Origin of the sequence: Pseudoalteromonas lipolytica (assembly GCF_003515105.1) — a bacterium.
Classification (GTDB): domain Bacteria; phylum Pseudomonadota; class Gammaproteobacteria; order Enterobacterales; family Alteromonadaceae; genus Pseudoalteromonas; species Pseudoalteromonas lipolytica.
Genome location: NZ_CP032090.1, coordinates 2,573,601 through 2,588,264, shown reverse-complemented (window position 1 = coordinate 2,588,264; position 14,664 = coordinate 2,573,601). Strand labels below are relative to the sequence as shown.

The following is a 14,664-nucleotide window of genomic DNA, read 5'->3' as shown; positions in this document are numbered from 1 at the left end:
TATGTTGTTATTCATGGCTTTTTCAACACATACCAATGAATTACTGAAAAATTTAAAAGTACGGTATGAACTATCCATATATTTGGGTTTAAGGTGTTTTTTGTTAACAGTTTATTCACCTTGAGATTAAAAGTAGTTGTACCTTTAAAATAAGTCAAATGTTTTTACTAATGTGTTGGGGCTTTTTTTGGGAGATGTGAAAGTAAGGCAAGCTGGGCAACTTGCCTTATGGTAGAGCATGGAGCTCTGTGTTAGCTAAAAGAGCTAGATAAGGAAAAACGTAAGCCTTATCTGTTGTGCAAGCAGCCGATGGCTGCTTACAATTATGCAAAAATATGCATAATTAGGTGTCTAGAATCGTATACTTGCACCAACAAAGTAACGGGTGCCAAATTCATCTACGCTGTGCACAATGTTGCCTGCTTTTGGTTGGCGTAAGACGAGGGCTTCGTTCAATAAGTTAGCTGCCTCAAGGGTGATATCTAGATAATCAGTCGCATGCCAAACAATCGATGCATCTAATTGATCATACGGGTCGTTCATGCTGTCTAAACTACTTCCGTTATACTGGCGAACCCAGTCATCGCGGTAGTTATAGGCTAGTCGTGCACTGAAAATTTCATTTTCATAGTAACCAGATAGGTTAAATGAGTTTTGTGATACTTCTTCAATAGGAACTTCTTCGCCCGCTGAATTTGTGCGGCTGCTGTCTGTATAGGTGTAGTTTGCTTGAATACCAAAGCCATTATCAAAGTCTTGTTGGTATTGTAATTCAAGGCCTCGTACATCGGCTGTACCGACGTTTCTTGAACGTGTTACAAGACATTCAGGACCGCAACCAGGGTAGTTTTCTTTAACGGTGGTTTGCTCAATGTAGTCGCTAATGTTCTTAATAAAGAATGTAGCACCGATAATAGATGATGGGCTGAAATACCACTCTATACCCATGTCATATTGGTCTGACTTATAGGGGTCAAGCTCGGGGCTGCCGACATTGGCTGTTTGAAAGCTTTCTGAGATGATATCTGCCACTTTCATATCGTCATAATCAGGGCGTGAAATTGCAGAACCTGCGGCGAAACGAAAAATCATCTCTTCAGATAAATCAATAGCTAAGTTAAAGCTTGGTAAGTAGTTACTGTAACTTTTGTTGATTTTATCTGGCTCGCCATTAATGCTGCCGGTTGAGAGAATATCAGTGTCGACATAGCGTAAGCCGATGTTACCTCTAAAGCCTTCACCCGAAAAATTACTTTTCACGTAGGCAGCAGTGATATCTTCTTCAATCGAAAAAGCATCTTTTACGGTGATTTCAGAAGGCTTATTTTTGTGTGCGTAATCCCATATTGCGGTGCTTGCAACAGGGAATGCTGACAAACTGCCTGCACGACCTTCAGCACTGTGTAAGCCTGATACAAAGCCACCATTGAAATCGGCGAGGGTTAAGTTATCTGCTTGAGCTGCAGCGACATCTAAATCTTGGAAATCACCTTGTGATGAAAAAACTTGCTCTTGCACTTTCAAGCCTGCTTGTATCGATGTAAACAAGCCTGACTCGAGCTGGAAAGTAAAATCAGCTTGGGCGTAATCAATCGTATTATCGCGTTTGTAGTTAATAAATGTGAACTCTTGAAATAGCGCAAAGTTACTGTGATCGCTCATATAATCAGGGTTTGTTGGAATTAACTCCAAAGGTCCTGCAACGTCAAAACTAAAGCTTGAGTTTGCAGTGTCGGTAATATCACCCCACCACGTACTTGACTGTAAAGTACGGCCTTCGGCATTAGAGCGACCAACTACAAAGTCTGCTGACCATGTGTCTGCATTGTAATTAACCGAAAAATTCAGTGCATCGGTTTGCATTTTGGGTGTTCGTAATACGGTATTATTGAAAAGGGGAGCAAGCCCAGGACCCGACGCAAGTGATGTTGCAGCTGTGACAATACCTTGATCATTGACAACAACAGAGTCACCTTGCATTTGCCCAAAGCCGACAATAGCAAATTGTGCTGAGTTTACATGGCTATTTTCAAGTTCAAATAAGTTGTAGTTTAAATCCATGCTTAAGGCGTCGCTAGGTGCGTATTGTAGCGTGATTTGTGAGCTGCTTCGCTCTCTGTCTTCATCAAATAAAATGGATGACATTGCACCATATGATTGGCGCTCTACACCATTTGTATCGACAAATGTGGTGTTACCAGCGGGACCAAAGTTTGATAGCGTTTCGCGGTATACTTTTGACTCTTCATTAGAGTAGGCAACTAAAACACCAAAGTTTTCATCGTCGTTTTTCCAACTTACAAGGCCTGAGTAAGCGGGTGACCATGTTTTAGCATTGGCGTGATAGCTGTTTTCAACAGAAGCGTAAACGGTGCCACTTTCTAAGTTAAGTGGTTTTCTTGTTCTGAGGTTAACTGTGCCTCCCATTGCGCCTTCGTTGATATCGGCCTCGGCTGATTTGTATAAATCCATTCCAGAAATTTGTTCTGCTGCCAGCATTTCAAAATTAAAACTTCGATTCATTCCACCTAAATCAAACCAACCGACACTGGCAACATTTTGGCCATTCAGTAATACCATGCTTTGTTCTGGTGCTGTGCCACGTACGGTTACACCCGCTACTTCGCCAAATGTACGTACGACAGTCACACCAGGGATACGTTGCATGGCATCACCGATATTTTTGTCTGGGAATTTGCCAATATCTTCAGCTGAAATAGAATCAACAACAGAATCTGCAAAGCGCTTAGTGTTTAATGCTTCGGTCAGGCTGCGACGAATACCACGCACTTCAATGGTCTCCATTTCCTTGTTTTCTTGTGCCTGTGATTCACTTTGCTGAGCATAAGTTGACAGCGATACGCTTGATAGCGCTGTCATTATGCATAGCGTTAAATAATGGGTTTTTAAAGCAGCGGTTGTTTTCATTAGGTTATCCTTTTTTGTTATCGTTATAATTAATAAAATTGATTTACTAATTATTTATTAAATCATTTTGACTAATTGTCAAGTTTAATTTGGTTGTTTTATGAACGCTCTATAACAGCTTTGCTATAACTTCTGCACTAATCGCTCTGCTTGAGTAGGCGCAAATATACGTTTTTAACTGCGGGTGGTTTTCGAGTTCGTAGTCAGAGCGCATGGCAATAACGATAAGCTGATCGGGCCATTTATCGATTGCCTTTTTGAGTATTTTTTGTTGCTCAGAAACATCAAATGACTCACCGGGCAAAGGGTAATCTTCGGTTACTAGCACAAGGGGGCTGTTGAGTTCGAAGTCGTCGTTGTTAAGAGCCGCTAACAGTTGCTGATAGCTAAGCAGTGTGTGGGGCGTATTGCGTTGTTGTAGCGTACTTACAATGACATGTTGAGCCGATAAAGGATCATTGGGGCCTATGCCTCTATCGTTAGTTATTTTTTCGTAACCTTTCGGGTTTGCAGCAAATGCTAAGGTAAATGGACGAGTGTTGAGTGGCCAAAGTCCTTGTTCATTTCTCAATACTTTTATGGCTTTCTCTGCTGCAAGTTTTGCAATGTCAGAGGCTTTATTAAGCAGACTGTTCGTTGGCGTCGGCGAATCTGCAAAGTGCCTATATTTGAACACGAGTACCTGTTGAAGCCGGTCATTAATGACTTTTTCATCCAGAACGTTATTTTTTACAGCGTCGATAACCCCTAGAATAGTCGCCGCTTGAATTTCTTTGTAGGGGGTTGTGCTGTTTTCGTAATGCTCCTCACTTAACATGACAATATGAGCACCTGCTTCAAGCGCTTTAATAGCGGCTTCGGCAGGCTCATAATTATGCCTCATTGACCACATATTCATGCTGTCGGTAATAATTAGCCCTTTAAAACCCAATTGTTTTTGTAAAATGTCCTGCAATATGATCTTCGATAGAGTTGCGGGGTTTTTAGGGTCTATTTGCGGATAGCAAATGTGGCTTGTCATAATAAGCCCTACGCCTTGCTCAATAGCGGCTTTAAACGGAACTAAATCTTGTTGCATGAGTGCGGTAAAAGATTTATCTACAATGGGGAGGGTTTGATGTGAATCACTCTGTGTATCACCATGACCAGGAAAATGTTTTGCACAACACAGGTTTCCCGACTTATTTGCTCCCTCGACTGCAGCGCTGACATGATGGGCAACTCCAACCGTTTCTTCACCAAAAGCACGTAAGCCAATAATCGGGTTATTAGGGTTTGCGTTGACATCAGCACAAGGCGAAAGCAGGGTGTTGTAACCAATTTGCTGCATTTGCTCACCATAAACTTGGTACATGTCTGCGGTAAGTGCGCGATCATTTGCTTGGCCCAGCGCCAGATTACCGGGACCTAAATCGGTATGGTGTGTGAGTATTCCCCAAGCGCCTTCTTGATCTACTGCGAGTAATAAAGGGACATCACATGCTCTTAAAGCGGCTTCCTGTTGTAGCATAGTCGCCAAATTCGTTGCCTCTTTAGGATTGGCAGCGTTGTCATCTGTGATATAAAAACCACCCACATGGTAGTATTTGACTAATGCTTTTGCGTATTCGTAATCATTACCTGCAAAAGCGAGTAAGAACAGTTGACCCACTTTTTCGGCTAAGGGCAAGGTGTCGATTAATTGGGCTACTTTTTTTTCTATGCTCATGATTATACTTCCTTATGCTGCTGTTTTAGCGCCTGTGATGAGGCTAACTAAGTCTTCTTTGCTTACCTCGGATACAGCAACATCGGCAACCGATCTACCTTGGTAAAGTACAACCGCTCTGTCACATGTTTCTACGACATGCTGCATATTATGGCTGATCAATAATACGGCAACGCCTTGAGAGCTGATAAGGTTGATAAGCTCATTGACTTGGGCACTTTGCTCAACACCTAAAGCGGCTGTTGGTTCGTCCATAATAACGATATCGGCTCCCCAGTTTACAGCGCGGGCAATGGCCACAGCTTGGCGCTGTCCGCCCGATAAACGGTAAATCTGTTCTTCAAAGCTAGGAATACGGCTATTAAGTCGGTTTAATGCTTTTTTGGCTTTTTTCTCCATGGCTTTTTTATCAAGCCAGCCTAGTCGACGAAGAATAGGGTTTTTGTGTTTTATTTCACGGTTCAGAAATAAATTTTCTGTAATGTTGAACTCTGGCACCATGGCGAGGTCTTGAAAAACTGTTTCGATCCCAACATTGCGTGCATCTAAAGGGGAGTCAATATTGACCGCTTGACCATTCACGATTATTTCGCCTTCGTCTGGGCTATGAATGCCTGAAACACAGCGAACTAAGGTTGATTTCCCAGCGCCATTGTCGCCGAGTAAGCCAACAACTTCGCCTTTGTTAATGGTAAAGTTAACCCCTTGAAGTGCGTGAACACCGCCAAAACTTTTTTGTATATTTCGGACTTCTAAGGCCACTTGGTCGAGTGCTGTTCTAACCATTTTTTAACTCCTTGACGCCAATAGCAACGGCAATCACTAAAATTACACCGCGCGCAATCATTTGTTCATTGGTGGAAAAACCAGAAAGGATTAACCCGTTATTGATCATACCCATTAACCACGAGCCTAAAATTGCGCCAATAATGCAAGCGCGACCACCAAAAAGACTGGTTCCACCAATGGCAACAGCCGCAATCACAGTTAATAAGTCTGCTTCGCCGAGTGTGTAGCGTGCACCATGTAAACGACCGGCATACAACAAGCCTGCAAGCGCCGCTGCTAAAGAAGAAATAACTAATGCATAAAGTCTAATGCGTGTCACTTTAATGCCCATGGCGAGGGCTGCTTTTGGACTGCCTCCCACGGCGAGTAAGTGACGGCCAAAAGCAAGCTTTGTTAAAACAATGTAGGCAATTGCTGCTACCACAACAGTCCAAATAAGTAAGGAAGGCACACCAAAAAGCTCGCCCGCTCCAAAAAAAGCAGTGAAAGTTTGGTCGATAATTGGCACAGATTCTAAATTAGTAATTTGTCGTGCAACGCCTGTAATTACGCCCATTGTACCTAAGGTGATAAGCAATGAAGACACTTGCAAGCGCTCGATTAGTAAGCCGTTAATAAGGCCCACAATGAGTCCCACGCTCAAGGCGCCAACAACAGCAAGAGGAATGCCTACATGCTGTAGCAAAATCGCGCCGACTAACGCCGAAAGTGCAACAACGGCACCAATTGACAAGTCAATATGCCCAACGGCTAATGCAAACGTAAGTCCAATAGCCATAATAGTGACGGGCGCTGTTTGTCTTACGATATTCATGAAATTGGTGAGGCTAAAGAAGCCACTGTCATGGAGCGTAATGGTAAATAGCAGCATCACGGTCAGAAAAATATAGTAAATAAAGAACTCTCGCTTCAACGCGATCCCCTTTATTTGGTTTAGTGTTAGTTGATTTATGCTCATGTCGTTCCTTATTGTTTTAATGCTAAATCAAGTAATTTAGGCAGCGGTGCTTTAAATGCTTTTTGCCAAATAGGGGCAATATTTTCGTGGGTCACTGAGTCGAAAGGGACCAGTGTAAATTCAGGTGCTTGAATACCTATTTCAGCCCCAGCTGCAATGCGAGCCATGGTTTTACCAATGTCGTAGGGTCTGTCTGAAATGGTGCCGTATACATTGCCATTCATCGCCATATCAAGCAGGTTATTTACCCCTAAATCATGGGTAATAACTTTTATATCTTTACGGCCAATCGAGCGTAGCGTTTCAATAACGCCTTCTGCTGCAGCATCCCATGATACATAAAGAGTATCTATTTCAGGGTGTTGTAAGAGCATTGCTGCAGCGATATTGCTTGTTTCATGTTCTTTTACGAAGCCTTTTTCGCTGATCACTTTAATATTGCTGTAGCGCGCTAAGGCCTTTCGAAAAGCCTGATCGCGATTATTGGTAATAAAATAGTTAGCGTCATGGAAAATAAGCCCTACTTTGCCCGCATTATTTGATGCTTGCGCGACTAATTCTGCGGCTGCTTCTCCCATACCAAACATGTCATCAGTCACAATACCGACATAGTCTTGGTTATGTTTAAATCCTGGAATCGGGTTACTTAATAAAACCAGTCTGGCGCCGACGGCAAGTATTTTTTGATAGCTTAATTTAGTGCTTATGCCATCAATGCTCAGAGATAAAACGAGGTCGGGTTCTAGAGTTGAAATATTCTCTAAATCAGCCACTTGTTTTGCAGGGTCGTATTGCGCATCGGTTTGTGCAATCACTTTGATACCAAGCTTTTTAAACTCATCTTCTGCTCCGCGGCTAACGGCATTGATCCACGGGCTTGCGCCATGCCAAGCGAGTGCTGCGGTAAGGTGTTTATTTTTTATAGTCTTTATTTGTTCTGAAGAGAGCGCTATGTCGCTGGCATTCGCTGCTTTTGACCAGTCTATTGTTTGGCTATCTTGTGCCGATAAAGCAAAGCTGTAAAAGCATAACGAGCATAATACGTGTAAAAAGTAGCGGTTTGCTGATTTGAGTATGCTTTGCTTGCTGTTTTTTTTAGTCGATGACATGTTAAACAATCCTGTTTAATGCACGTACTTTGACTTAATTATCATAGCCTACTGTAACTAATTGTAATTTATAGGTAAGCTTGTTTTGTAATGTGAAATTAAAGTAAAAGTAACGTTTCTAAGTTGTTTTATTTATAATCATATTTATGCATGAGTATAAATATGTCAAATGTTTTTACTAATTAATTTTTGTTCGGTTTCCTGTTACGATAGCTTAAACTGCGTAAGACGTTGTAAACGAAGAAAGATGTAAAAAAGGTGGGCTTACAGTGAAAGGATCTAACGCAAAGCAAAATAAAGCGATAAATTTGCGTCTTGTACTCTCGCAAATTGTTACTCAAGGCCCTGTTTCGCGTGTGGAAATTGCGCGAAATACTCAGCTTACAAAGCAAACAATCACCAATATGGTTGAAGAGCTGCTAGCGGCAAAACTAGTAGAAGAAGTTGGGATTAAAAAAGCAGAAGGTGCAGGAAAACCGTCTAAAATGCTCGTGTTAAATAAGAAAGCAGCCTATAGCATTGCGATAAGAGTGTTGAATAACGAACTAGAAGTGGGACTTTTCTACTTAAATGGTGAGCAAATAAACCGACTGCATACCTTGGTTGAACCTGATGCACTGTTAGATAAAGCGGCGTATTTAGTCGACACGCTAGTGCAAATCGATAATATTGATAAGTCATTAATTTTAGGCGTTGGGTTATCACTCGAAGTCAGTGATGATACGGCGATTAATCGTTTTACATTTAACAAGCAATGGCAGCAACGTTTAGCCAATAAGTTGCAATTACCCGTGGCGCTTGAAACCTCAGCTTCGGCGTGTGCTGCTTTTCAAATGTTATTTGGAGAGGCACAGCAACTTCACAACTTTATTTTTGTACACTTAGGCTCAAGAGTTGAATCAGCGGTGGTGTATGATAGGCAAATTTTGCTTGGTCAAAATGGCCTAACAGGCGCGTTAGGTGATATTTTTGTAACACCAGAAACAGATGAAAGCACAGCCGAATTAGGACGGTTAAACGACTTTGCATCGATAACATCCTTAAAAGCGATGCTTAATTTAAATGATTTAACGCAAGAAGAAGTCATTACCCAATCAGCTGTAAGTAAACATTTAGATAGGTGGGTAGACCAAGCCGCCGAGCCTCTGCGCATTGCTATTCATACGCTTGAGTCTCTTTTGAATACGCAAACAATCATCATTGGTGGTGATGTCAGTGATATTTTATTAGAGAAACTAATTAAGCAATTACGGCCTTTTATACCTTCTATCTCTCAATATGGTGACAGAGAGGTTGTTAGGTTAATTAAAACCCCTGATGTTGCCAACATCACCATTAAGGGGCTAGCCACTTTACCACTTCATGCCGCATTGAGTCGTAAGAATATGCAAACGCTTTACATGCCACTTGAGCTTCAATGCTCCCAAATTCAACATTTAGTGTATGCTTCTGAAAGCTAAAATAATAATTAAAATAGTTAGTTAGGTTTAAAAATGAGAAAAATAGCAAGCTTTTTTGCCATCATTATGTTGGCTTCATCACTTGTTGGCTGTGTAGCAACATACAACCCGATCCCTAAAAACTACCAAGGCAACACGGCTAAACTTGATGATACTTACAAGGTGGGGAGCACGAGTTCTGGGCAGTTTTTTTATTTAAGCAAAGTTGATGGAAAACAGGTTAATAATTCTATTCGGGCTACGCATCAGGCATCATATGGGCAAGGAATGCTACTTACTCCGGTTGGATTTAGCCGTGAAGTACCGACAGAGCCAATGACATTAACTTTAGTTGCACAAGTACACCATGCCGCCCCCATCAATTATATGTTCAATGCGGGAAGCAATTTTATCGTGTCTGGTGATGTGTTTTTTACACCCGAAGCTAATCAACATTATGTTGTCAAAGGGTATTTAAGCCCCGATTTTTCATCTGTATGGATTGAAAATATGTCAGGAAAGCAAGTTTCAGATGCCATTGTACTTGAAGGTGACCCTGACGAAAGTAAAACAAAAATTGCGATGTTATCTGATGGGGAAGTCAAATTCCCAGAGCCTGAAAAAAATCAAGCTACACCTAAAAAGTCAATCTTAATTACCAATCAACCATTTGATAACCCATTATTTTTTCTAGAGAGAGGGTTGAGTGTCGATGCTGTAGTTACAAAGTTAGGAAAGCCTGATCATATCCGTGTAATTGAAAAAGGCTTTTTTAATAATAGCCCCGAAATACAGTTATATCATTATAAAGATATTGGGGCTGTTGAAATGGTTAAGTCACAGACAGACCAGCAGTTTTACTCTAGACGTACTCATAACGTAAGTAGTCAAGAGCATTATCAGTTTATTGATGTGGTTAACCAAGCCGATGGAATGGATACGCAACGTATTGGTCGGAAATATGACAGGATAGGTGTCTATGATGAGCAATATTTAGATGCTTTAGCCAGTAAACTATGGCTCAATAAGCAAACTACAGATGGTAATATGCTCGATGGTATCGCTTACTATTGTAAAATTTTTGCCAATGCTCAAACTGCACGATATCAATCACTGCTTAAAAGCATTATTGACAATAAAGATGTGCCATCTAAGTTACGTCGCCATTGTAAAAACGCTAAAAAAGAAATTGAAAAGTTAAAACTTACACAAGTAGAACAGTTTCAATTTCTGTAATCTTGGTCTCATTTTTAAATAAGGCCCGTTACTAAAGCAAACTAAACAAGACCGACACGACTAAAAGTAGTGCCATTAAGTAGTTAAATAGTTTTAAACGAGTGGGGCTTGAAAGCCAGTGTTGTAGTTTTTCGCCTACTAAGGTCCACGAGCTCACGCAAGGTAAATTAATTAAACCAAATACGGCACTGACGATTAATACCGCTGATACGTTTTTGTTTGGAGCGTATAAGCTTATCGCACTAAGCGCCATTGCCCATGCTTTAGGGTTCACCCATTGGAAAAGGGCCGCTTGAATAAAAGTAAAAGGCTTACCTTTATTTTGTGTGTGTTGTTGTCCGTTGCTGGTGGCTATTTTATAAGCGAGATATAACAAATAAACAACACAAAACACTTTTAGAATGAGGTAGCTTAGCGGAAATAAGTCAAACAGCTGCATAATGCCGAGGCCAACTAAAAAGAGCATCAACATAAAGCCTAACGTTACCCCAAACATATGCGGTGTGGTCCTTTTAAAACCAAAATTGGCACCTGAGCTCATCAACATTAAGTTATTGGGCCCAGGGGTAATTGACGAAACGAGGGCGAATAACGCCAGTGCTGTCATCATCTCAAAACTCATCATAGTCTCTCCCTGTTTGTTAAGTTGCAATTATAGATTGAAATGCACGCAATTATCGCGCTTAATGTTGTTTTTGGTAGTTTGAAATCACAATTTAAAATGAAGAAAGATAGAATTAACGACAGAATATTGCATGAGTTAAGGCGTGATGGCCGTTTAGCAAATACTGAGCTAGCAGAGAAAGTGGGGTTGTCGCCATCGGCATGCCTAAGAAGGGTTCAAGAACTTGAGCGGCTCGGGGTGATTTCGGGGTACCGCGCAGTGATTAATCATCACGCTGTTGGTTTAGGTTTTATCGCTTATGTAGGCGTGGGTTTAAACGACCACTCAACAAGCTCGCAGCTCGCATTTGAGCAAGCACTCGCGTTTATTGATGAAGTTAAAGAGTGTCATAACGTGACCGGTGCGTTTGAATATTTACTGCGGGTAGAAACGGCAGATTTAAAATCATATAAAGCATTTCATGCTGATGTGCTCGGTTCAATTCCTCAGGTAAGAACCATTACGTCACATGTGGTGATGGGGTCTCCTAAAGATGAGCGAGCATAATAGGAGAGATTAAAAGAGTGATAAATGACTCTTAAGCATTTTAATAATCATGTTAATCACTCTATGAATACAGCAGACTGCTCATACGTTTAATCAATACGTTGAGAATGTACCTGTTAAATAAGGTTACTTATAAAGTCCAGAAATCCCCTGTTTTGTTAGGCATTGTTTAGCCGATACAGCATGGCGTTACTTTCTAAACTCATTTTTTTTCAATGTGTTAAATGTAAAGTTGCTGTTTTTATAGAGGCGGTTTTTATGAGAGGGCTTTTGTCTATAAGTAAAAATAACAAGTTATTTTTAAGTTATGGAAAAATATATTCAATTTTATATCTTTACGCTATAGAACAAATAATAGTCAATTCGAGGATTATATTCTAAGTTTGGCTATTGAACTTGCCTTAATTGTTGGTTTATTATCCACCCCCTAATTCTAATTAAGGGATAATAATAAGAATGGATCTCCACACATTGCTCGTTTGTACGGCACTGGTTAGCTTTATAATGATGTTAACAATGGCTGCTTTGTACATTGCGAGTCGTAACGAAAGTTATTTAATTGATTGGCTGGTGTGTGGTGCATTATTTTTCGCTTCCAATTTATCGGGTATTCTCGCGACTAATGTCGATTTTCCTTCGTTTTTCCATCCTGCTTTTGCGAATGCTTGCTATTTAGCTGGGCATGCAGCGCTTTTCAGTGGCGTATCTAAATGCTTATATAATCGTTCGATGTGGGGGGGTGTGCTGATCGTTTTTGTTGGCATTTTTGTTATGCATTTTGTGCCAGCAATGAATGAGTCAATTGAACTGCGTATTGTTGTTTTGTATCCGATGATTGCTGCACTTGATATTTCGGCGATGCTAGCACTTTGGAAGCACCGAAAAGAAGAGGCGGGCAAAGCGTATTACTTGCTCATTATTTTGTTGTTTATTTTCTCGGCGCAACAGTTATTTAGAGGCTATTTGTTACTGACAGGTATTGAAAATACGCCATGGATTGAAAAGCATCAACTTTTAAACATAGGTAGTTTAGCGGTTATCGCTTTTTACTTTTTACTGACGATAGCATTTTCTGTTGTGGTGACTTGGCGTAAAGAACTCGCGTTAAGAGAGTATTCTTTAACGGATCATTTAACAGGGTGGTATAACCGTAAAGCGCTTGAGATATTTGCTAATAAAGAGCTAAAGCGATGTATACGCAATGACGCCCAGTTAGCCTTTATAGTGTTTGATATTGACCACTTTAAATCAGTGAACGATCAGTTTGGACATATACTTGGCGATAAAGCTATCGCGCATGTAACCGCAATTGCTAAACAGCAACTCAGGGAATATGACCAATATTTTCGCTTAGGAGGCGAAGAGTTTGCTGTGTTAGTGAGCCACATAAGCGGCCAAGACGTTGAGTTATTGGCACAGCGTATTCGAAAATCAGTTGCAAAAACACCGCTTATTTTAGACGATGAAACTGTGTATCTGACAGTAAGTGTCGGAGTTGCAATGTTGAACCCACAAGAAACAAGTTGGCAAACAGTACTAAAACGTGCAGATGATGCGTTGTATCGTTCAAAGCATCAAGGTCGTAATCAAGTAACGAGTTGTGGCGACTTAGCAAAAATATAAGCATCTCGAAAATAATTGCTTATTCCGAGTTTGAAACACTCCACTAGAGAGAACATTAACTTTTCACAATACTGTGATGATGACTTTTAAGCGCATTCATAAAATGGCTAGTCTGGCTATGTGAATGGTTAGTTTTGCCGTTTGGAATATCACCGTTATTTAATTTTATTGTGCCTAATCAACAACTCGTAGTGATTAAAGCGTCGTTATTAGGTGCTTTATGACATTTTCGTGAAGATTGTGATACTGTAACTTTTTATGATTTCTTTGCTTTATAATGCTCTTTTTATTTGTATGATAAAGCTGGTTTCAGCTTGGAGTTAGCATGGTTTCACGTCGAGAATTTTTGGTAGGGGCGGGTACGTTAGCCTTTTTAGGGTTATCAAAAAGTGCCATTGGCAAAGTGTCGCTTAATGATTTGCAAACAACGATCAAAGGGTTTGGTCCTTTATTGCCTGACCCTGATGCGCTATTAGATTTACCCGCAGGTTTTAGTTATCAGATTATTTCGAGCTTAGGTGAGAAAATGTCAGATGGCTTCACTGTTCCCGACAAAGCCGATGGTATGGGCTGTCTTGCCCTTGGCAATGACCGTGTTGCTTTGGTGCGTAACCACGAATTAAAACCAACAGATTTAACTAAAGCCGAAGCCAGTATCGCACAGCATAAAACACCATTCGCCTTCGATACTAACCGCGAAGGTGTCGCACTTCCTGGTGGCACCAGCCACATTATTTATAATTTAAAAACCCATCAAAAAGAGCAAGAGTATCTTTCGTTAGTGGGCACTATTCGTAACTGTTCTGGTGGTATTACGCCTTGGGGCTCGTGGCTGACTTGTGAAGAAACAACCGACACCAAAGCCGATGGATTCAATCAAGATCATGGTTATATTTTTGAGGTGCCTGCCAATAGTAAAGGCCTCATTAAACCTGAGCCATTGAAAGCCATGGGACGCTTTAATCATGAAGCGGCCGCTGTCGACCCTCGCACTGGTATTGTGTATTTAACCGAAGATAAGGGTGACAGCGTTTTTTACCGTTTCATTCCTAACGAATATGGCAAGCTGCACAAAGGCGGCCAATTACAAGCAATGGTCGTTAAAGGGAAACCACAGTTCGATAGCCGTAACTGGCATAGTAAGACCATGCCACTGCATCAAGAGTTGGATGTTGAGTGGATTGACTTAGATAACCCAGAAAGCCCGAAAGATGACTTACGCTTACGTGGCTTTAAGCAAGGCGCTGCTTTATTTGCGCGAGGTGAAGGCATTCACTGGGGTGATAAAGAGCTTTATTTTTGTTGTACTAATGGCGGTAAAAAGCAACTTGGTCAGGTAATGAAATACCAGCCATCAGAATTTGAAGGCACTAATAAAGAAGCTGAGCAACCTGGCAAGATATCGTTGTTTGTTGAGAGTACCAGCAAAACACTCTATAACTTTGGCGATAACTTAACAGTGTCACCAAATGGCCATTTAATTGTTTGTGAAGATCAATACACCGATGTGGTTGATAATCACTTACGTGGTGTGACTCCTGAAGGACAGGTTTATAATTTTGCGCGTTTGGTTGCGCAAACAGAACTTGCTGGAGCCTGTTTTTCGCCCGATGGCAGTACCTTGTTTGTAAATGTTTACTCACCAACAAAAACACTCGCCATAACAGGTCCTTGGCATCAGTTTAGTGGTTGATTAAATCGCT

11 protein-coding genes are annotated in these 14,664 nt (G+C 41.0%); 5 read left to right on the top strand and 6 right to left on the bottom strand.

From position 1 onward, the window contains the following. Nucleotides 1–351 precede the first annotated feature (351 nt). The 5 genes from D0907_RS11660 to D0907_RS11640 form a co-directional block, all read right to left on the bottom strand. Nucleotides 352–2,928 (bottom strand): TonB-dependent receptor, encoded by a 2,577-nt coding sequence (locus tag D0907_RS11660; RefSeq protein WP_118844504.1) that lies wholly within the window; start codon nucleotides 2,926–2,928, stop codon nucleotides 352–354. Nucleotides 2,929–3,037: 109 nt separating this feature from the next. Next, nucleotides 3,038–4,636, bottom strand: coding sequence for a glycoside hydrolase family 3 protein (locus D0907_RS11655; RefSeq protein ID WP_118844503.1), 1,599 nt, complete (start codon nucleotides 4,634–4,636; stop codon nucleotides 3,038–3,040). Between the two features lie 12 nt (nucleotides 4,637–4,648). After that, entirely contained in the window at nucleotides 4,649–5,422 is a 774-nt protein-coding gene (locus D0907_RS11650; protein WP_118844502.1) for an ATP-binding cassette domain-containing protein, read from the bottom strand. Continuing rightward, nucleotides 5,415–6,383, bottom strand: a complete 969-nt coding sequence (locus D0907_RS11645; RefSeq protein WP_118844501.1) for an ABC transporter permease — start codon at nucleotides 6,381–6,383, stop codon at nucleotides 5,415–5,417. Before D0907_RS11645 ends, D0907_RS11650 begins: the two co-directional genes overlap by 8 nt. A gap of 8 nt (nucleotides 6,384–6,391) precedes the next feature. Further along, complete coding sequence (locus D0907_RS11640; protein ID WP_074989008.1) at nucleotides 6,392–7,492, bottom strand: substrate-binding domain-containing protein; 1,101 nt, start codon at nucleotides 7,490–7,492, stop codon at nucleotides 6,392–6,394. 269 nt (nucleotides 7,493–7,761) lie between these two features. On the opposite strand from D0907_RS11640, the gene D0907_RS11635 reads away from it, so the two are divergent. After that, the gene (locus D0907_RS11635) at nucleotides 7,762–8,952 is read left to right on the top strand and encodes an ROK family transcriptional regulator (RefSeq protein WP_074989007.1); all 1,191 of its coding nucleotides are present in this window, start codon (nucleotides 7,762–7,764) and stop codon (nucleotides 8,950–8,952) included. A gap of 33 nt (nucleotides 8,953–8,985) precedes the next feature. After that, nucleotides 8,986–10,167 (top strand): hypothetical protein, encoded by a 1,182-nt coding sequence (locus tag D0907_RS11630; RefSeq protein WP_118844500.1) that lies wholly within the window; start codon nucleotides 8,986–8,988, stop codon nucleotides 10,165–10,167. A gap of 31 nt (nucleotides 10,168–10,198) precedes the next feature. On the opposite strand, the gene D0907_RS11625 is transcribed toward D0907_RS11630, so the two are convergent. After that, entirely contained in the window at nucleotides 10,199–10,789 is a 591-nt protein-coding gene (locus D0907_RS11625; protein ID WP_074989061.1) for a LysE family translocator, read from the bottom strand. Between the two features lie 99 nt (nucleotides 10,790–10,888). On the opposite strand from D0907_RS11625, the gene D0907_RS11620 reads away from it, so the two are divergent. The 3 genes from D0907_RS11620 (at nucleotide 10,889) to D0907_RS11610 (ending at nucleotide 14,654) form a co-directional block, all read left to right on the top strand. After that, complete coding sequence (locus D0907_RS11620) at nucleotides 10,889–11,338, top strand: Lrp/AsnC family transcriptional regulator (RefSeq protein WP_036969104.1); 450 nt, start codon at nucleotides 10,889–10,891, stop codon at nucleotides 11,336–11,338. A 516-nt stretch (nucleotides 11,339–11,854) separates the two neighbouring features. Next, complete coding sequence (locus D0907_RS11615; protein WP_162898044.1) at nucleotides 11,855–12,961, top strand: GGDEF domain-containing protein; 1,107 nt, start codon at nucleotides 11,855–11,857, stop codon at nucleotides 12,959–12,961. 325 nt (nucleotides 12,962–13,286) lie between these two features. Next, nucleotides 13,287–14,654, top strand: a complete 1,368-nt coding sequence (locus tag D0907_RS11610; protein ID WP_118844498.1) for an alkaline phosphatase PhoX — start codon at nucleotides 13,287–13,289, stop codon at nucleotides 14,652–14,654. Nucleotides 14,655–14,664 lie beyond the last annotated feature (10 nt).